The sequence below is a fragment of the Limnofasciculus baicalensis BBK-W-15 genome, assembly GCF_024178385.1.
GTDB lineage: Bacteria > Cyanobacteriota > Cyanobacteriia > Cyanobacteriales > Coleofasciculaceae > Limnofasciculus > Limnofasciculus baicalensis.
In genome coordinates this window covers 1-19679 of sequence record NZ_JAMZMM010000079.1, presented here as the reverse complement: position 1 = coordinate 19679, position 19679 = coordinate 1, and the positions used below count along the sequence as shown (strand labels likewise).

12 protein-coding genes, 2 tRNA genes and 3 rRNA genes are annotated in these 19679 nt (G+C 44.5%); 9 read left to right on the top strand and 8 right to left on the bottom strand.

Annotated features, from left to right (window positions below):
• The first annotated feature begins 139 nt into the window (after positions 1 to 139).
• The 8 genes from NJ959_RS10305 (at position 140) to NJ959_RS10270 (ending at position 10201) form a co-directional block, all read left to right on the top strand.
• Positions 140 to 1628 (top strand): 16S ribosomal RNA (locus tag NJ959_RS10305).
• Positions 1629 to 1747: 119 nt separating this feature from the next.
• A tRNA-Ile gene (locus NJ959_RS10300) sits at positions 1748 to 1821 on the top strand.
• 81 nt (positions 1822 to 1902) lie between these two features.
• Positions 1903 to 1975 (top strand) — tRNA-Ala (locus tag NJ959_RS10295).
• Positions 1976 to 2230: 255 nt separating this feature from the next.
• Positions 2231 to 5115 (top strand): 23S ribosomal RNA (locus NJ959_RS10290).
• 40 nt (positions 5116 to 5155) lie between these two features.
• Positions 5156 to 5273 (top strand): 5S ribosomal RNA (gene rrf, locus NJ959_RS10285).
• The 16S, 23S and 5S rRNA genes sit together here with 2 tRNA genes alongside, the layout of an rRNA operon.
• Before the next feature lie 146 nt (positions 5274 to 5419).
• Positions 5420 to 7186, top strand: coding sequence for a cold shock domain-containing protein (locus NJ959_RS10280; RefSeq protein ID WP_254011662.1), 1767 nt, complete (start codon positions 5420 to 5422; stop codon positions 7184 to 7186).
• A 30-nt stretch (positions 7187 to 7216) separates the two neighbouring features.
• Positions 7217 to 8632, top strand: coding sequence for an ATP-binding protein (locus tag NJ959_RS10275; RefSeq protein WP_254011661.1), 1416 nt, complete (start codon positions 7217 to 7219; stop codon positions 8630 to 8632).
• A 9-nt stretch (positions 8633 to 8641) separates the two neighbouring features.
• The gene (locus tag NJ959_RS10270; RefSeq protein ID WP_254011660.1) at positions 8642 to 10201 is read left to right on the top strand and encodes an ATP-binding protein; all 1560 of its coding nucleotides are present in this window, start codon (positions 8642 to 8644) and stop codon (positions 10199 to 10201) included.
• 239 nt (positions 10202 to 10440) lie between these two features.
• Here the strand turns inward: NJ959_RS10270 and NJ959_RS10265 are convergent, their stop codons facing one another.
• From NJ959_RS10265 to NJ959_RS10230, 8 genes are all read right to left on the bottom strand, one after another.
• Entirely contained in the window at positions 10441 to 12438 is a 1998-nt protein-coding gene (locus tag NJ959_RS10265) for a hypothetical protein (protein WP_254011659.1), read from the bottom strand.
• Between the two features lie 557 nt (positions 12439 to 12995).
• On the bottom strand, positions 12996 to 13841 hold the full coding sequence (locus tag NJ959_RS10260) for an ADP-ribosylglycohydrolase family protein (RefSeq protein WP_254011658.1): 846 nt from the start codon (positions 13839 to 13841) through the stop codon (positions 12996 to 12998).
• Positions 13842 to 14091: 250 nt separating this feature from the next.
• Complete coding sequence (locus NJ959_RS10255; RefSeq protein WP_254011657.1) at positions 14092 to 14640, bottom strand: NUDIX hydrolase; 549 nt, start codon at positions 14638 to 14640, stop codon at positions 14092 to 14094.
• Between the two features lie 6 nt (positions 14641 to 14646).
• Positions 14647 to 15144, bottom strand: a complete 498-nt coding sequence (gene folK / locus NJ959_RS10250) for a 2-amino-4-hydroxy-6-hydroxymethyldihydropteridine diphosphokinase (protein WP_254011656.1) — start codon at positions 15142 to 15144, stop codon at positions 14647 to 14649.
• A gap of 51 nt (positions 15145 to 15195) precedes the next feature.
• Positions 15196 to 16170: an alpha/beta fold hydrolase gene (locus NJ959_RS10245; protein ID WP_254011655.1), complete on the bottom strand. Its 975-nt coding sequence runs from the start codon at positions 16168 to 16170 to the stop codon at positions 15196 to 15198.
• A gap of 160 nt (positions 16171 to 16330) precedes the next feature.
• Entirely contained in the window at positions 16331 to 17182 is an 852-nt protein-coding gene (locus NJ959_RS10240; protein WP_254011654.1) for an Npun_R2479 family HD domain-containing metalloprotein, read from the bottom strand.
• Between the two features lie 246 nt (positions 17183 to 17428).
• A complete protein-coding gene (locus tag NJ959_RS10235) occupies positions 17429 to 17644 on the bottom strand; it encodes a hypothetical protein (RefSeq protein WP_254011653.1) in 216 nt (71 codons plus the stop codon).
• 138 nt (positions 17645 to 17782) lie between these two features.
• Positions 17783 to 18382 (bottom strand): superoxide dismutase, encoded by a 600-nt coding sequence (locus NJ959_RS10230; protein WP_254011652.1) that lies wholly within the window; start codon positions 18380 to 18382, stop codon positions 17783 to 17785.
• A gap of 442 nt (positions 18383 to 18824) precedes the next feature.
• Between NJ959_RS10230 and NJ959_RS10225 the strand changes: the two genes are divergently transcribed.
• Positions 18825 to 19559, top strand: a complete 735-nt coding sequence (locus tag NJ959_RS10225) for a 2-phosphosulfolactate phosphatase family protein (protein WP_254011651.1) — start codon at positions 18825 to 18827, stop codon at positions 19557 to 19559.
• The last annotated feature ends 120 nt before the right edge of the window (positions 19560 to 19679 follow it).

Below are 19679 nucleotides of genomic sequence, written 5' to 3'. Positions count from 1 at the left end.
AAATAAAGAGTTTGAAAGCTTCTAAAAGAAGTAAAGTACCTCGTCAAAATTATAACAAGTTGACCGGGAAACCGGGAGACAATTTTTGAAGAACCCTTTTCCTCTAGTGGGAGAAGGGGAGCCGAAAAGAACTACTCTATAAATGGAGAGTTTGATCCTGGCTCAGGATGAACGCTGGCGGTCGGCCTAACACATGCAAGTCGAACGCTCCCCTCGGGGAGAGTGGCGGACGGGTGAGTAACGCGTGAGAATCTACCTTCAGGTCTGGGACAACCACTGGAAACGGTGGCTAATACCGGATGTGCCTACGGGTGAAAGATTTATTGCCTGAAGAAGAGCTCGCGTCTGATTAGCTAGTTGGTGGGGTAAAAGCCTACCAAGGCGGCGATCAGTAGCTGGTCTGAGAGGACGATCAGCCACACTGGGACTGAGACACGGCCCAGACTCCTACGGGAGGCAGCAGTGGGGAATTTTCCGCAATGGGCGAAAGCCTGACGGAGCCAGACCGCGTGAGGGAGGAAGGCCCTTGGGTTGTAAACCTCTTTTGTCAGGGAAGAAAAAAATGACGGTACCTGACGAATCAGCCTCGGCTAACTCCGTGCCAGCAGCCGCGGTAATACGGAGGAGGCAAGCGTTATCCGGAATTATTGGGCGTAAAGCGTCCGCAGGTGGCTCTTCAAGTCTGCTGTCAAATCCGGTAGCTCAACTACCGTCCGGCAGTGGAAACTGAAAAGCTAGAGAGTCGTAGGGGTAGAGGGAATTCCCGGTGTAGCGGTGAAATGCGTAGAGATCGGGAAGAACATCGGTGGCGAAGGCGCTCTACTGGACGACATCTGACACTCAGGGACGAAAGCTAGGGGAGCGAATGGGATTAGATACCCCAGTAGTCCTAGCTGTAAACGATGGATACTAGGTGTAGCTTGTATCGACCCGAGCTGTGCCGAAGCTAACGCGTTAAGTATCCCGCCTGGGGAGTACGCACGCAAGTGTGAAACTCAAAGGAATTGACGGGGGCCCGCACAAGCGGTGGAGTATGTGGTTTAATTCGATGCAACGCGAAGAACCTTACCAGGGCTTGACATGTCGCGAATCTTGATGAAAGTTGAGAGTGCCTTCGGGAGCGCGAACACAGGTGGTGCATGGCTGTCGTCAGCTCGTGTCGTGAGATGTTGGGTTAAGTCCCGCAACGAGCGCAACCCTCGTTTTTAGTTGCCAATATTAAGTTAGGCACTCTAGAGAGACTGCCGGTGACAAACCGGAGGAAGGTGGGGATGACGTCAAGTCAGCATGCCCCTTACGTCCTGGGCTACACACGTACTACAATGGGGGGGACAGAGGGTCGCTAGCTCGCGAGAGTCTGCTAATCCCAAAAACCTCTCCTCAGTTCAGATTGCAGGCTGCAACTCGCCTGCATGAAGGAGGAATCGCTAGTAATCGCCGGTCAGCATACGGCGGTGAATCCGTTCCCGGGCCTTGTACACACCGCCCGTCACACCATGGAAGCTGGCCACGCCCGAAGTCGTTACCCTAACCCGCAAGGGAGGGGGATGCCGAAGGCAGGGTTGGTGACTGGGGTGAAGTCGTAACAAGGTAGCCGTACCGGAAGGTGTGGCTGGATCACCTCCTTTTAGGGAGACCTAACCAATTGAAGTCCGAAATAATTCTAAATTAGGACTCAAATCAGGTAATCCTAGGTCGTGCGAGGGAAATAATTAGAAGCTTTCAAACTTGAGTTCGGTTCGGTTTTGGGCTATTAGCTCAGGTGGTTAGAGCGCACCCCTGATAAGGGTGAGGTCCCTGGTTCGAGTCCAGGATGGCCCACCTAAACCAAGTATCAAGTGTCAAGTTTAGAAGTATGGGAGCAAAAAATTCTTTCCATCTTCATTCTTGAGCCTTTTGGATGGGGGTATAGCTCAGTTGGTAGAGCGCTGCCTTTGCAAGGCAGATGTCAGCGGTTCGAGTCCGCTTACCTCCATGAGGTCAAGCCACCTCGAGAGCCTTGAACCAAAAAACCACTGCTCAAAACAATCGAACTACTCTCTCTTTATATTTGAACTGAGAATTTAGCACCTGAACTTGAATTGAAAAACAAGTCAGACTGCTGGACGAACTCGTTCAGTCAGAACCTTGAAAACTGGATAGCAATAGAAAAAAACCAAGTCGGTAAGTTAGGCGAGCGCCCATTGGGCGTAAGTCATCTTATTTAGACCGAGTAACAAAGAAAAAAGTTGGTCAAGCTACAAAGAGCTAACGGTGGATACCTAGGCACACAGAGGCGAAGAAGGACGTGGCGACCGACGAAACGCTCCGGGGAGTTGGAAGCAAGCTGTGAACCGGAGATCTCCGAATGGGGCAACCCAATAACGGGTGAGTAAATACATAGCTCACCACGAGCGAACCCAGCGAACTGAAACATCTTAGTAGCTGGTGGAAGAGAAAGCAAAAGCGATTCCCCTAGTAGCGGCGAGCGAAGCGGGACCAGCCTAAACCATCCAGTATATCTAGATGGGGTCGTGGGACAAGAATCAGGGAATTCTTAAGCTAGACGAAGCTGTTGAATGCAGCACCAGAGAAGGTGAAAGTCCTGTAATTGAAAGTGGCAGAATACCTCTTGAATCCCGAGTAGCCAGGGGCACGTGAAATCCCTGGTGAATCAGCGAGGACCACCTCGTAAGGCTAAATACTCCTGTGTGACCGATAGTGAAAAAGTACCGCGAGGGAAAGGTGAAAAGAACCCCGGAAGGGGAGTGAAATAGAACATGAAACCGTTAGCTTACAAGCAATGGAAGGACGATTTAACGTCTGACCGTGTGCCTGTTGAAGAATGAGCCGGCGAGTTACAGGTTGTGGCAGGTTAAGGCTTAAACAGCTGTAGCCAAAGCGAAAGCGAGTCTGAATAGGGCGTATTAAGTCACAATTTGTAGACCCGAACCCGGGTGATCTAACCATGTCCAGGATGAAGCTTGGGTAACACCAAGTGAAGGTCCGCACCGACCGATGTTGAAAAATCGGCGGATGAGGTGTGGTTAGGGGTGAAATGCCAATCGAACCCGGAGCTAGCTGGTTCTCCCCGAAATGTGTTGAGGCGCAGCGGTTAGGGCTATAGCTGGGGGGTAAAGCACTGTTTCGGTGCGGGCTGCGAGAGCGGTACCAAATCGAGACAAACTCTGAATACCCAGTGTGTACCTAGCCAGTGAGACGGTGGGGGATAAGCTTCATCGTCAAGAGGGAAACAGCCCAGACCACCAGCTAAGGCCCCCAAATGAAGGCTAAGTGATTAAGGAGGTGGGAGTGCAAAGACAACCAGGAGGTTTGCCTAGAAGCAGCCATCCTTGAAAGAGTGCGTAATAGCTCACTGGTCAAGCGCTCCTGCGCCGAAAATGAACGGGGCTAAGTCTTCTGCCGAAGCTGTGGGATATGAATAATATCGGTAGGGGAGCGTTCCGCCTTAGGGTGAAGCACTAGCGGCAAGCAGGTGTGGACGAAGCGGAAGTGAGAATGTCGGCTTGAGTAGCGCAAACTAGGGTGAGAATCCCTAGCCCCGAAACCCCAAGGTTTCCTCCGGAAGGCTCGTCCACGGAGGGTTAGTCAGGGCCTAAGGCGAGGCCGAAAGGCGTAGTCGATGGATAACGGGTTAACATTCCCGTACCGTTACAAGTTGGTGCCGGAGGACGGAGAAGGCGGCTTTCATCCAGGTATTGGTTGTCCTGGTGCAAACATTCAAGGCTTTGAGGTCTGGTGAAAACAGACTGAGCTTAGGTGTGAGTCCGAGTCGCTACGGCGACGAAGTGAACAGCGTCATACTTCCTAGAAAAGCCCGAAACACCTTAAACTTTTAATGCCTGTACCCCAAACCGACACAGGTGGGGAAGTAGAGTATACTAAGGGGCGCGAGATAACTCTCTCTAAGGAACTCGGCAAAATGACCCCGTAACTTCGGGAGAAGGGGTACCCTCGCAAGAGGGTCGCAGTGAATAGATCCAGGCGACTGTTTACCAAAAACACAGGTCTCCGCTAACTCGCAAGAGGATGTATGGGGGCTGACGCCTGCCCAGTGCCGGAAGGTTAAGGAAGTTGGTCAGCGTAAGCGAAGCTAGCGACTGAAGCCCCGGTGAACGGCGGCCGTAACTATAACGGTCCTAAGGTAGCGAAATTCCTTGTCGGGTAAGTTCCGACCCGCACGAAAGGCGTAACGATCTGGATGCTGTCTCGGAGAGAGACTCGGCGAAATAGGATTGTCTGTGAAGATACGGACTACCTGCACTTGGACAGAAAGACCCTATGAAGCTTTACTGTAGCCTGGCATTGTGTTCGGGCTTCGCTTGCGCAGGATAGGTGGGAGGCAGAGAACGTTCTCTTGTGGGAGAACGGGAGCCGTCCGTGAGATACCACTCTGGCGAGGCTAGGATTCTAACCATTTCCCGTTACCCGGGAGTGGGACATTTTCAGGTGGGCAGTTTGACTGGGGCGGTCGCCTCCTAAAAGGTAACGGAGGCGCGCAATGGTTCCCTCAGGCTGGTTGGAAATCAGCCATCGAGTGCAAAGGCATAAGGGAGCTTGACTGCAAGAGTGACAACTCGAGCAGGGACGAAAGTCGGCCTTAGTGATCCGACGGCGCTACGTGGAAAGGCCGTCGCTCAACGGATAAAAGTTACTCTAGGGATAACAGGCTGATCTCCCCCAAGAGTCCACATCGACGGGGAGGTTTGGCACCTCGATGTCGGCTCATCGCAACCTGGGGCGGAAGTACGTCCCAAGGGTTGGGCTGTTCGCCCATTAAAGCGGTACGTGAGCTGGGTTCAGAACGTCGTGAGACAGTTCGGTCCATATCCGGTGCAGGCGCAAGAGCATTGAGAGGAGCCCTCCTTAGTACGAGAGGACCGGGAGGGACGCACCGCTGGTCTGCCAGTTATCGTGCCAACGGTAAACGCTGGGTAGCCATGTGCGGAGCGGATAACCGCTGAAAGCATCTAAGTGGGAAGCCCACCTCAAGATGATTGCTCTCATGGGGTTTACCCAGTAAGGTCACAGGAAGAACACCTGTTTATAGGCGCTCGGTGGAAGATCAGTAATGATTGCAGCTTAGGCGTACTAACAGACCGAGGGCTTGACCTACTTTTTCTTTTCTATTGCTATCCAGTCTTGAATGTTCTTTCCTGGTGCTTTTGGCGTCATGGTCCCACTCCGATCCCATCCCGAACTCGGCTGTGAAACGTTTCTGCGGCGACGATACTTTGGGGGTTGCCCCACGGCAAAATAGCTCGGTGCCAGGTTTATAATTTAACAAAAAGGGTCTTTTGATTTATCAAAAGACCCTTTTTGTTTGAGTTTTTTGAGTTATGGAGCGACTATTAGTCCAGGAGATGACATAGTACGAGCAGCTAGTTTAAGCTGGTAATTAGTATGTACGGAGACTAACATGCCCCAACAATGGCCTGAGATCCTAACACCCAATCAGGTTGCTGAGTATCTTCAGATGGAACTAGATGAGGTCATGGCTCTACTATCGTCTAGCCAGATGCCCGGAAGTTTTGTGGCTGGGAAATGGCGTATCCGTAAAGCTAGGCTGGATGAATGGATAGATACTCCAACCGATCAAGGAAATACGGGTAATCAGCCCGAAAGAATACACAGAGATACTTCTGGAGAATCTAGCAGAAAATTGACTCCAGTAGTTCCACCTAAAAAACTAGCGCAAGTTACTCCTGAAGACCCAGAAAATACAAAGCGTGGCGATCGCTATGTCGCAAAAAAAGTTAAGCTTATCTCAGAGAAAACAGACACTGTTGTATCTGTAACACCTGCTCCACAAAACGTCAGAACACCATTCCAGCCGCCGCCATCTTTCCCAACGGAGGAGGGCGATACGATTATTTGTACTCAGGGGCATCAAAATCAGGGTGGAAACCGTTTTTGTACCCACTGTGGTGAAGCCCTCAAATTGTCACCAATTGTGGCATCTGATAATTTATCACTGCCTCAGCCAAAATCATCACCAAGAATCAAAGGAACCCTTAGCAGATTTCCACTGACTCATAAAAAATATCAGTACATCTATGGTTTTATCACAGCACAAGACGATAGAACTGTCTATGTAAAAGCCAGCGATATTGAAAATAATGAACAGCTTTTGAAAGAGGGGGATTGGGTTGAGTTTGACATAGTTGGCGTATCGCAAGGCTGGGAGGCAAAGAAAGTTACGCTGTTGTCACAAAAAGCGGTTACTAATCTACCCATAACACCCCCTCGACAAGTCAAGATTGAACCAGTCTCTTCCTCTCCTGCACGGCTTTACAAAGATCCACGCACAGGAGGATCTCAAATGGCTACCAGAATAACAGGTGTCATTAAAACTTTTAGTTCCACCACCGGCTATGGCTTCATCACAGCAGAAGACGGGAGAGATGTTTATGTAAATAGCAGGGATGTTGAAGCATGGGGACAGTCATTGAGAGTGAAAGATCAGGTTGAGTTTGAGATAGTCAGTGTCCCCAGAGGTACAGGCTGGGCTGCGAAAGAAGTTACAATTCTGTCAGCTAAAACAGAGTCTATTATATCTCCACCGCCCGACACGCAAGAATACCGCCAAACAGCCTACCCAGAGGTAGGAAGGCTTTATAAAGAAGCACTGGCAGCAAGAGATCAGGGAGACATTAAGAGAGCCAGAGAATTATTCGAGGAAGCAATTCACTCGGAACCTCACCAAAGAACATTTCTCGCTTACGCTGCTGCAGAGAAAAATGCAGGGAAATTTCCCAAGGCTTTGCAAATATACAAAACAGGGATTGAAGCACTTCCGGAAGACGGAATTCTCTACGAACAGTATGCAATGCTTCTCCGGCAACGGAACAAACTGGCAGATGCAGCAGACATTTTACGAAAAGGACTCAGAGAAGCTCCCCATTTTGCTAGGCAACTCCACTGGGCATTAGCTGCTGTATTGGTTGATATGGACGATGATGTCAGCTTTCAGGAAGCGGCTGTTCACGCGCAGGAAGCCAAAAAGTTGGGAATGAACAAAGGAACAATGGCCGCTCATATTCGGTACAAACTTGAGTTTGTAACCGATCATATTTTGGGTCGGAAAACTTGGGATTTCTTTAAGGCTGCTGATTTCGAGATTCGGGTACAGAAGTGTACCCAAGAATATGCGGAGATATTGGTATCTTCTATGCAGCCAGAATAAACTGAATCCTATAACCTCAATGGACGGATTTTGGCTAAGTGCTTTTTCAAGAATATCAAGGAGAACGATATTGAGAATCTGCTACAGACTTTGCGACAACCATCTGAAAATTATCGCAACCTCAATCTCAACAATGACATCGGATTTTTGATTCTTAATGATGCGACCCAATGGCAATCTCACTTACTTCGTACCAAAGAAGATGGTCGTGAGGTCATAATCCCGATTGACAAGAATGTCTTCGATCAGTCAGAAGAGATTCCAGGCGGGATTTTACGGCAAGAATTGGATAAATGGCTTTCTGGTCGAGATTTGTTTGAAGACCGATTCCCTGTATCTGGTCTGAAGTTCTATGGCCGAGACGCTGAACTCCAAAATCTAATGCGTAATATTGACGAAGGACAGCATACAGGTATTTATGGATTGCGAAAAGTAGGTAAAACTTCCCTGATGCAAAAGTTAGCAGAAAAACGACCGTTGGATTTGGTTGTCTACGTTGATCTTCAAGAGATATCGGTTAATGATTGTGCTTATCTGTATTGGAAGATTGCGAGAAAGTTGCAGGATGAATTAACCCATAAAAAAGAATTAGGGTTAGCACTTAAGGAGATAAAACTAGATTTAGGTTCAGAATCAGACTACTTAGCCTTAGATAAACCTGAAGAAAAAAACGCCTTACGTTTTGATGGGGATGTCAGGCGATTGCTGGGTGCGCTAGCGACTAATGAAACAACTGCTTCTAGCAAAATTGTGATTACGATTGATGAACTAGAATATATGCTGCCCATCGGTGCTGACAATGGTTTTAGGGGATACGATCTTTTCTTTCGTTACTTGCGAGGTATTTCTCAGAGTACCCATGGCAGGGTAGTTAGTGTCATTGCAGCAGCAAATCCAGCGATTAGTGAAGAACCGAGATGGGAAGGTCGTGATAATCCTGTATTCCAGTTTTATAGAGAGGTGTTTTTGCCACCTTTAGAAAAGCAAGAATGTAATGAAATGATTACAAAAATTGGGCGAGGAATGAGCGTATCTTTTGATGTAGAAAGTTTAGAAGCTATCTATAGTGAAACAGGTGGACATCCATATATAACTCGTCAACTCTGTAGTCATCTTGTTGCTCAGGATAAGTCACGCCCATTGCAAGTTAACCGTCGATTAATAAGTGATAATATTAACAGTTTCGTCAGAGACAAGCGTGCAATTTTTGAAGAAATTATTGAACGATTAAAAAACTATTTTCCGGAAGAGCTAGACTTGTTGTTAGCTATTGCTGCTAAAGGCTCGGCAAAAGGATCTGAACTTGCTCCTTTAGTAACCGTACCAATTGATGTGGCTTTGCGACATTTAATCGGGTATCAAATAGTTGATTTTCAACAAGGTGAGTACAAGATAAAAATTAATCTATTGCACAGTTGGTTAAAAACTTATCGTTTAGGGAAATAAGAACAAAAAATGATTATACCGTCTAATCCATACAATTGGCAAAGAGTTAATCCTGACTTGTTTTATGGCAGAATAGAGTTAGCAAATAATTTAGTCAACAGGTTGGCTAATGGAAAGTCTTTTGGGATTACAGGTGGACGGAGAATGGGGAAGACTACTCTTTTGCGCCGTGTTGAAAAAGACCTGTTATCCTATGCTGAAAATGTCAGGAATGGTGGTTTGTTGGTTTTGCCTATTTACCTGGAAACTATAGAACTTCCAAATTTATCGGCAGATTCAATTTATCAAGAAATCGCACGTCAAATTTGTGATAAATTAAATCATCATACAAGTATTATAGTACCCAATTGTCAAGAAGTAAAAGCCACAAACTTTAAAGAATATCTAGGAACTATTACTAATTTAATAAAAGAGGCAGATTATCGACCGCAAATTATTTTTATATTTGATGAAATTGAGGGGATAATTGCATCTGATTGGGGACGGCAATTTTTTCCCTATTGGAGATCGCTAATCAGCAATACCCCTGATTTAGATAAATATTTAAGCGCTGTCTTTTCCGGAGCAAGTGAAATGCTGGAAATTGGGCGAGATATTGGCTCACCGCTGGCAAATGTTTTGGATTGGATTGAGTTAAAACCATTTTCATTAGATGATACAGCAAAATTTATCCGAGAAGCATCTCACCATGAATGGGCTGATAATTTTGTTGAAGAAGTATATACTTTAACAGGCGGACATCCTTTTCTAATGCAATATGTAATGGAAATAGTTTCTAACTACGATAGTGCCCAAGCTTTTCAATCACTTGAAAATGCTAAGAAACAGTTTTTTAATAACAAAAAAAATCAGTTTGAAAACTGGTGTAAGCGGTTTGACAATTCAACACGCGCTATCTACGCCCGATTGGTCGATCAAGTGTCTCTATCCAGACGAACAATGATTGCTGAATTTGGCACAGAGACTGACAGAAGACTCTCAATTTTAGCGCACACGGGTGTTATTCGTCTTGAAGAGGAAACCGATATGATTATGATATCTGGTTCGTTATTTAAGGAGTGGTTTACCCAATTTGGTTCGATTGAAGTCACACCGACGCTGGCAAATCAAGTAGATTCTTTGCTGAAAGAGGTTGAACGGCAACTGAGACAACTTCTTACCAACCATTTCGACAAGAAACAACCGACTTGGTTGCAGAAGCATTTTCAGAAAAACAATCAACAGAAGTGGCAAGAGATTATAAGACGAGCAAAAAAGCCTGCAGAGGCAAATTTAGATAACCAAGAAGTTTTAAAAAATACTGATTTGGGGGATTTATTTGAACTGCTATCAATTGGTAGTGAATGGGGTGAATTACATAGGAGCAATTTTACTAAGTTAAACTATGATAGTAAAACAGCAAAATCGCGTCTGGAGGAACGGAAAAACCACTTGGTATTTGTTCGGAATAAACTGCGCCATGTCAATGAATCGGATCTATCAATTGGAGACTTGATCAAAGGGCAAGCGTTTTGCACAGAGTTATTGGAATATTTTGCAACCAATCGTCCTCGAACCCTTGATGTATAAGGTTTTCAGACTTGTACAGCAAGCCCTAACTAGGGCTTGCTGAATTAAGGCATAAGGTATGCTAGGCAAGGGTTTCAAGACTTTTTTGTCCAAAAAAGTCCAGGGTTATAGTGCTATTGGTTCAAAATCCTAACACTTTTGGGAAACTTAGCCAAAAAATCAGCTCTAATTTTTCTCCCTGCTCCCTGCTCCCTTCCATCTTTGAAGCCTCACCAAAAAACTTTTTCAGCAAGCCCTAATTAACGAGGAGTTACACTCCTAATTCTATTATCGAGAATTCTCACTTGCTGTCCATATTCCTGCTTGAGAGATCCTATTCTTTTAAAAGTAGGAGTATCTAAGGCAATTTGATTGAGTTTACTAAGTGCTAATTGCCATCTTCCTTGCGCTCTCCTCAATTCTCGGATATTTTGAGCCTTGTTAGTAAGAGCATTTGCCTGAGCAGCTAAAGATGTCGCTTCTTCTAATAAGAGTTGGGCAGTTATCTCATTTGTGACTAGTTTTAATTGTCCATTGTAATTTTTTTTGAGGGCTTCTATTTGTGCGGTATCGATTGCATCTAGAGGTAGTTTATTTATGCTAGCTAGTGTTTCTTCCCACTGACTTTTTGCTTCTTTTAGTTGTGGGATGGTTTGAGCAGTTTTGGTGAGACTTTCCCCCTGACTTGCTGATTTTGCGGCTTCATCTAGCAGTCGTCTTGCTTCTCTCTTTTTGGCTAAATTTTCCTCGACTTGAGCAATTTGTTTCTGGTAGTTTGTTACAGATGCCTGAATGGTGGGGTAGATGTCTATCTTAGGAGAAATGCCATTTAATTTGATTGTGGCTTGTTTCCATAATTCCTGAGATCTTTGCAAGTCTTCAATTGTGGATGTTAGTTTGCCGATATTGGCGGGTTGAATGGCGGTATTTTGATATTGGCTAGCTTGGAGAGCAATAATTTCACCTTCCCCTTTGAGAATCCGAGCATCTGTTTCTAATTCCTTTTTACAGGTTAAGATAAGTTGCGTGGCTTTGTCCTGGATTCTTGCTGTTTTCGGTATATTATTGATTAAGGCGATCGCATTTTCTATCAGTCGGCGCTTGCTATCTAATTCTGGCAAGGTTGTACCCTTAATCGCCACCGCTGCATCATAAGCGGCTTGGGCTTGATTTAATGTCTGTTTGTAGCTATCACAGTTACCTATATTTGGACATAAATTGTTAATATATGGAGATGCAGCATATAATCCGACACTTGTCAAGGATAGAATTGCGACGATAATTCCTATGGTAATTTTGGGGCTAGATTTTTTAGGTGAAGCTGGCTTTTTCTGGGGCTTGACTGGGATGGGATTGCGCAATAAAACTATAACTAAGCAAAGCTCAATGGGTGGGGGCTGCAAACGGCTCCGCAGGATTAGCTCCTCGATTATAGTTGTGTCTATAACTGGTGGTGTTTGCTTGGCAGTCTCATCGGGATCGGTTTGCACCTCCGGCAACAGAGTTTGTAATTCTGATATTTTGGATTGTAGTAGATAACGTTTCTGATATACTTCCTCTAATTGATGTTTGAGTTGCTCTCGCTCTAGATTAGATCGATCTAATTGGGCTTGGATTTCGACAAACTTCTGTTCTAACTCAATTGGTAATTTCCCCTCTATCTTAGTCAGGGCTTCGCCTCGCTTGGCTAACACTAAGGCTGACTGGTTTTCCAATCGAGTATGCTTTTGAAGAGTTGTATGAGTTAATTGATCTTGAATTTCCTGATATTCCCCTTCCTCTGCTTCTATTTCTCCTAAAGAAGAATTACCGCTAAAATCCAATATCCCTTTTTCTACCAATTGCCACTCCTCTCCCCTTGGCATAATGGCTAGTTTAGCAGGCATATTTAGAGTAAATTGACTAGGAGCGTCGGTTTGGTATCCGTTACAGTTGAATAGGAGTTTAACGCTTTCATCGATATAAGGATTAATTTTGACATTGGCTTGAGGAAACAGCCAGTAGATATCATCTTCTGTCGCTATGAGCCAATAATTACCATTCTTAGCCGCTTCGATAACGATTGACTCTTCAGAAGACAATGTATCTTCTGTTACCGAGACTGTGAGTGCTTTGTGCGATAGGATTTTGGGGGCACTATGGTAAATTTCAACTAAATCGGATTCTGATAAGTTGAGCTTACTGATGGGTGCTGGCTCCAGGGAAGCAGTGACTTGGGCTGAGGTTGTTAAGCCGTTTGATTTGTTGTATGGTTTCATTGGCAGATTCTATTATATTTATATTCATTCAACTAAAAATGAAGCACACCTTGCTCTTTTCGTTCCCAGTGGTTTGGCATAATAGTTGCGTTGCGTTCTATAGTAGCAGTTTGGCAGATATTTGGTGCAGGGGTGCGATCGCCGTGCTACCTTTGACTGTAACTTGCTGAGGACTTACCCTCTGAAACCTAGGCCGAGAATTTGCTAGTCTAAGTCTAGGTAAATCTAGGTATTTTGGCAACTGCTATCAACCCCGCTTCTAGGACAAATCATTAATTTAGGAAGCAGAAATCAACGAAGAAACCGGGTTTATCGTCTCATCCTGGGTAAATCCTGTTGCTCGGTGGGAGATAATTAGGTGGGTGGAAATAAAGATAACATGGGTTGGGGGTGGCTGAGGGCTGAGGCTGGGTTTTGTCTCAATGTTATCGATTTTGGCGATAATTTCATCCCTATCGGTAGACTGAGGTTGGGTTTTATCTTGATGTTGTCGATTTTTACGATAATTTTATCCCGAAACCCGCGCCCAGGAATAAACTATATGATAGTTCCTCTAGCTAACCAGCCACCAAACCCATTAACTGGCTATCCAAATCAATAATATAATCTTTGCCATAAGCACTATTCTCCAAGGTATCAATCAGAGGTAGGGGAATGTCTTGCTCAATCTCATCACTACAGGAAGCAGCAGCAAGTGCGATCGCGGCTACCGTATCCACATCTCCAGTATAGGCGATACAATCTTGCAAAAGTTCGCTTAAACTATCATTGCGGATTATAGCGGTAATTGCTGCTCTGACACTCATCCACCCTTTCGATTTTACTTCTCCTTGCCACGGTTCTGACCACATAATACCAGAGACATAGCCTTGAAGAAACTTACCTAATTTCCGTTTTTGCCCTAATCGATAAATAAAATAGTGAGACATTAAAGCCGCAGCAACAGCCGCCGCAATTCCATCGGGTGAGTTGTGAGTGATAGCGGCTTGAATAGTAGCGGCTTCGATTACCTGCTCAATAGTGGGTAAAATGCCAATCGGTGAGGCGCGCATTGCGCCACCACTTTTATCACTTGTGCCCTGAATTTCCTGTAAAAACTGACTCCCATCTTCAATTTCCTGTAGAAACTGATAAAATTTTCTAGCATAGCCTTCCCTTCGATCTCGTTTGAAGGCTGTCACAAACTTACTTGCCAAAACTTCTCTAGTCCAAGGTTGTCCCTCAACTAAAGTTTCAGCAATAGCGATACTCATTTGGGTGTCATCAGTATAACACCCTGGTCTAATTTTGTGACGGGGATGCTGGACATACTGGCTCAAGTTATTGTACAAACTGACAAAATCAGATTCAGCATATTCAAAGCCCGCGCCATAAGCATCACCTATTGCTAATTCTAGTAACATTTGTTGGTTGTTTTTGGTTGTTTTTGGTTGTTTTTGGTTGTTTTTGGTTGATAATGGGCTTAAACCCATTGTTTTGGAGAGGTATCTCGACGATTATGGGTATTATTCCCGTGCCACTATAAGATTATCTGCTTCTTATTTTCTCTTCCTTCGTGCTTTAGTGTCTTTGTGGTTAAATAATTCAGGAGTATTCCAGGAGTAACAGGGTACTTTCAGCAACAACCAACAACCAACAACCAATAACCAATAACTAATTCAAAAATGGACGAGCGAGGAAAAAAGCACAAATAGTTTTAGCATCAATTGCCTCCCCATTAAGGATAGCTTGTTCTAATTCATCAGGTGACATTAAAACATTTTCCATATCCTCATCAGCATCTTGTGCTGGTGGCTTTGCCAACTTTTCTAAATCTTGGGCGAGAAAAGCGTAAATATATTCATCAGAATAACCTGGAGCCAGGGCAAACTTACCGAGAGATTGCCAAGCATGGGCACGATAACCAATTTCTTCTTCTATTTCTCGTTTAATGGTTTCCGCTGGCTCTTCATTAGCTTCAATAGTACCAGCAGGGAATTCCAAAAGACGACCTTGAATGCTAAAACGATACTGACGGACTAATACTAACTTACCTTCTGGCGTTACAGGTACAGCGAGAGCGCCACCCGGATGACGGATACATTCCCAATCCCCTTCTGCTTTATTGGGAAGGCGGAGGGAATTGACTTCAAAATTAAATTTTCTGCCAAGGTATAACAGGCGTTGTTTAAGGAGTTGAGGGGGTTCTTTACCTAGTGCCATCTGCATTTACAAAAGGTGGACTCCAGAACAGTCTAACCCTAAAAGGAGTTGTGCGATCGCTTCTCCCGATACTGGCTCAATCCAATCCGGCGCAATTTCCGCCAATGGCACTAAAACAAAGGCTCTCTCTCTCATCCGGGGATGAGGAATTGTCAGCTTAGGTGTCTCCATAATTATATCGTCAAATAAAATAAGATCGATATCTAGAGTTCTCGGTCCCCAACGCTCCTGCCTCACCCTACCAAACTGCTTTTCCACATCCAGAATAACAGCCAATAACTCCTGGGGAGTCAAAGCCACATCCAACAAAGCACAGCCATTAACATAATCAGGTTGAGGCGGACCTACTGGAGCCGTTTTATACCAACTCGACCGAGCTTTCAGAGAAACACTTGGAGTTTCAGCTAAAATAGCGATCGCACGATCCAGAATAGCACAAGAATCACCAATATTACTGCCCAACGCGATCGAACATCTAGCCAAATTACCTAATTTTCCTACCATATCCCCTCCACTCCAAGCCAAACCTTCGTGCCTTAGTGCCTTAGTGGTTTATTAACAATTCAACATCTCCAATATATCCCCAACAGCCGCCACAATTATTCCCGGCTCATCTATCCAAACAAAGTGACTGCTTTGACTTGCCTGAATTTCCCGATAATTAGTTGATATCTTAGCCAATTCGCAGTGCATTTTATCTCGCAACCTATCGGCTGACTTGACAGGCATATAGAAAGTGAGTAACGATCGCTTAAAAAAGGTACTAGATTTAATACTAATAACAGGGAGATTACCGAGACTTGCCACTTGACTCAATTGACTGCCACTAACATTCAAGCTCCATAATTCCCGCGCCATAGTTATCCAGTGATGGTGATGGTAAAATGAGAGCTTCACCCTTTGTCTGATTTCTGGAGGAAATTGCCGCAACTCTGGTTTGATAACTTCAAATAATCCCACTCTACCCAAAATCCGGACAATACCAACTACCGCTCCCAATGTTGACATCAAAAATCCAGACAGAAAAAATAATTTCAGGCTCCGTAGACTGATGGACATATTTAACATACCAGATTCGTGGAGTCCATCTGTAAGTACAATTCCAACTACTTTCTCAGGAAACTGATGAGCATAAAGTCGCACGTTATAGCTGCCAAAAGAATTGCCAACTAAAATATAAGGTGGGGATATTCCTGCTTTTATCAGGAGCACATCTAACTCGCTGACAATCTCCTGACTAGTGCGAGGATAGGGGCTAGAGTCGCTCCCACCATATCCAGCTCTATCGTAAATAAATACCCGCGTTAGTTTAGCTATTTCGTCGATTAAAAAATAACCATCAATTCCACCTAAGCTATGATCTAATATAACAGTAGGAGTACCCTGCCCTTTACAGTAGCAATGGAGCTTGTAACCCCCAATATCAATTCGTTCACCAATTGGGGGATAGGCTTTCGTTTCAATTTTGGTAGCAATCCAGTGGTAGATTGTTGTCGTTAAAAGAAATAGTAATTTAAAATATAGTGGCATAATTTGCTGATGGGTGAAGGATGAAGGATTAAGGCTAAAGGATTAAGAAGTTCAAGATATTAAGCATAAGTTTTATTATTGACAAATGCACTCTCAGCTTAACCTGTCACCAATGGTATTCTTTCAACCTTCAACCTTTAACCTTCATCCTTCATCCTTTTTAAGCTATCTTAATTGAAGGCTGTTCATGTTCCACTACAAATACATTAGCGTACAAGTTAGCCACAATCTGCTTCCCTTCCAGAGTCAACTCCAAATAGCGTAACGAATCCTTGATGTAAGGATATACCCCATTCCAGTAAAACTTGGAATAGTTGTGGCGTAAATCTCCTGGATTGCGATAGCCTAAAGCATCACTCACACCTGTTTCCTTAAACTCATAGAATAAGGCACTAATCTTTTTCAGGTATCGGGGATCGCTAAGTTGACCAATTAAATCTGCTGCTCTCACCATACCAGGAAGATGAATCTTATCTTGATGATCTTCATCCGAAGGCACTGGGAAACGAGTTAATTCAATATTGCGCTTAATTTCTTCAGCATCAATTAGTAGATTACTGCCAAAACGCTCCTCAATAAACAACTTTCCTCGATCCACATGATAGGGAGTCAAAGAAGCATCTGTAGCTCCGGGCGCTAACTTCACCATCGCACCATCTACACCCGTCGCATATAATCCTTCACTAATACGATCTTTGCGACAAACTCCTTTAACATAGCCGATATCGTGGCAAAGTAAAGAAATAATACCGTGCATCCAATCTTCGCAAGAAATACCTCCTTCTCGGATATGCTTACCGCGCAAAACTTCCTGTCCGACCAAAGTAACCAAGATAGTATGCTCAACATTATGATAGAGAGCATCGCTATTGGCAATATTTTCCAAAGCCATGCTGCCCGCCCAGCCTATAATATCAGCATAATCAGACTTCCATCCTCCATAAGTCCGTCGGTAGCCTTCTTGGATTTTCTGTACGAATTGATCGATAAGGATTTGTGTGACATCAAACATAGAGATTCCTCCCAAGTTATTTTATATGATACTTTGAGTCTATAAGGCAGGAAGCGATTAAACCTGTAGCCACGAGAACTAAAATCTATATTTCTACTCTACTCACAAACTACTCGCCGATAGTGATGAATGATTTTCAGTAGATGTGATAGTTTGAGCTACAGTCTGTAAGTTATGTCCTAAGATTGGCAAAAAAGCGATATGCCATTCCTATTCGCCTCATGAACAACTACCTGCTCTCCTATTCTAGCCTTTGCCAAACACTTCATCTTCAATACCAATCCACCATTCCCCAAGTCTAAACATGTCTTCATGCAGCTCGGCTAATTCTAGAAAATATTCATCAGATGAAAGGCTTGATTTACGCTCTTCAAGCTTCTTGAGACGTAATTGTACCAATAGCCAAGGCTTAGAAATACCGTTTGTTGCTTCGATATATTGAGCTAACTCTGTACTATTCATAAAAAAATTCTTCTTGGCGATAGATTAGTCATTAGTTATAGCGGTTGTCAGTTGCCTGAAGTATATCCCAGAAACCCGGTAACTTCGGCGAAACCGGGTTTCTCTCAGATAACTATCGTTATCCCAACTGAATTAGGCTTAAGCAGCAGGCATATTTTGGGCAACGAAATCCCAGTTAGCGAGGTTGCTCAGGAAAGCCTCAACGAAATCGGGTCGTCTGTTTTGGTAATCTAGATAGTAAGCATGTTCCCAAACATCACAGGTTAACAAAGGAATTTGCCCGTTATGGAGAGGGTTTTCTGCATTCAGAGTCTTAACTACCTTAAGAGTACCACCATCAAGAACCAACCAAGCCCAACCACTACCAAATTGAGTAGTAGCGGCTGTTTTGAAGGCTTCTTTAAACTTGTCGTAGCTGCCGAAATCGGCATTTATCTTATCCGCTACAGCACCTGTAGGCGCACCGCCACCACCTGCTTTCATAGAATTCCAGAAAAAGGTGTGATTCCAAGCTTGGGCGGCATTATTGAAGATACCAGCCTTAGAAGCATCACCATAGACTGCCTTAATGACTTCCTCAATAGGCATATTAGCCATATCGGTGTCTTTCGTCATGTTGTTGTAGTTATTCACATAAGCCGCATGGTGCTTATCGTGATGAAACTCTAGGGTTTTAGCGGAGACATAAGGGTCTAGGGCGTTATAGTCGTAAGGTAAAGGTGGTAGTTCATAAGCCATTGCGTTTTATCCTCTCGATCTGAATTTAGTTCTATGACACCGCTGTGGATGCCATCATCAAGTTTAGCGCTAGCGGTGCGATCGCAAAGCGCTGCTGCAAGCAGATTCCAAATTATGGGGAATGGGGAATAGGGAGATGGGGAGATATAGCGATGGACTAGGGGCGATGGACTAGGGGCTAGGGAAGAAAGCTGTAAAATCAAGGGTTTCAGGAATTTAGAATGTCTTAACCGCCCTGGCGGTTGCTATAGTTCTCAATACTAAGGCAAAACTTACTCCCTTTGCCTGGAAGACTATCTATAATCCTCCTTAGTGTCTTAGTGCCTTAGTCGTTGATTAAAAAATTATCCTTCCAAAGCAACAGCCTCCAAAAAATCACAAAATACTGTAGAATTGCGATCGCGGTAGGATATATTGCATTCTTAGAGATGCGACATAAAGCGTGAAACTATTTATTTATCACACACCGGAACTAACCCCAAAGGATACAAAACCAGACTGTGCGATTGCAGTTGATGTCTTGCGGGCGACAACCACGATGGCGACGGTTTTAAATGCAGGCGCTGAGGCGGTGCAAGTTTTCAGCGATATCAATCAGTTGATGGAAGTCAGCGAAAATTGGCCAATCGAGAAACGTCTCCGCGCTGGAGAGCGTGGTGGTTCGATGGTACAGGGTTTTGATTTGGGTAACTCGCCTCTTGATTGTACGCCAGAACGAGTACAAGGATGCCGATTGTTTCTCACTACTACAAATGGTACTCGTGCCCTAAAATGTGTGGAAAATGCTCCAACTGTATTAGCGGCAGCCTTTGTCAATCGCGCTGCGGTAGTAAAGTATCTGGTAGAAAAGCAGCCAGAAACCTTGTGGTTAGTAGGTTCAGGTTGGGAAGGTAGTTTCTCTTTAGAGGATACCGCATGTGCAGGGGCGATCGCTCATAGTCTCCTAACACATCTGAATTGCTCTGAGGCAGAATTAGCTGGTAATGATGAAGTAATTGGTGCGATCGCGTTATACTCTCAGTGGCAAGATCGGTTATTAGATATGTTCCATCATGCCAGTCACGGACAACGCCTCTTACGCCTGAATTGTCATGAAGATTTGAAATATTGTGCCGAGATCGATATTTTGGATGTTTTGCCTATTCAGAAAGAAGCTGGGGTTTTGGTGAAGAATTAGGGAATTAAGTCAAAAGTTAACTCCCCACACCCTACCCAGGGCGAAGCATTTGGATAGTTAAATCCTGGTTAAACAACAAAAGTTATCCCCCAAATGCTTCGCCCCTACATCAAATTCCCC

Excerpts from the sequence above, each read along its gene's own strand:
- folK (WP_254011656.1), bottom strand. The coding sequence starts at position 15,144 with ATGGTAGGAAAATTAGGTAATTTGGCTAGATGTTCGATCGCGTTGGGC.
- NJ959_RS10260 (WP_254011658.1), bottom strand. The coding sequence starts at position 13,841 with ATGTTACTAGAATTAGCAATAGGTGATGCTTATGGCGCGGGCTTTGAA.
- NJ959_RS10255 (WP_254011657.1), bottom strand. The coding sequence starts at position 14,640 with ATGGCACTAGGTAAAGAACCCCCTCAACTCCTTAAACAACGCCTGTTA.
- NJ959_RS10270 (WP_254011660.1), top strand. The coding sequence starts at position 8,642 with ATGATTATACCGTCTAATCCATACAATTGGCAAAGAGTTAATCCTGAC.
- NJ959_RS10235 (WP_254011653.1), bottom strand. The coding sequence starts at position 17,644 with ATGAATAGTACAGAGTTAGCTCAATATATCGAAGCAACAAACGGTATT.
- NJ959_RS10245 (WP_254011655.1), bottom strand. The coding sequence starts at position 16,170 with ATGCCACTATATTTTAAATTACTATTTCTTTTAACGACAACAATCTAC.
- NJ959_RS10265 (WP_254011659.1), bottom strand. The coding sequence starts at position 12,438 with ATGAAACCATACAACAAATCAAACGGCTTAACAACCTCAGCCCAAGTC.
- NJ959_RS10240 (WP_254011654.1), bottom strand. The coding sequence starts at position 17,182 with ATGTTTGATGTCACACAAATCCTTATCGATCAATTCGTACAGAAAATC.
- NJ959_RS10230 (WP_254011652.1), bottom strand. The coding sequence starts at position 18,382 with ATGGCTTATGAACTACCACCTTTACCTTACGACTATAACGCCCTAGAC.
- NJ959_RS10280 (WP_254011662.1), top strand. The coding sequence starts at position 5,420 with ATGCCCCAACAATGGCCTGAGATCCTAACACCCAATCAGGTTGCTGAG.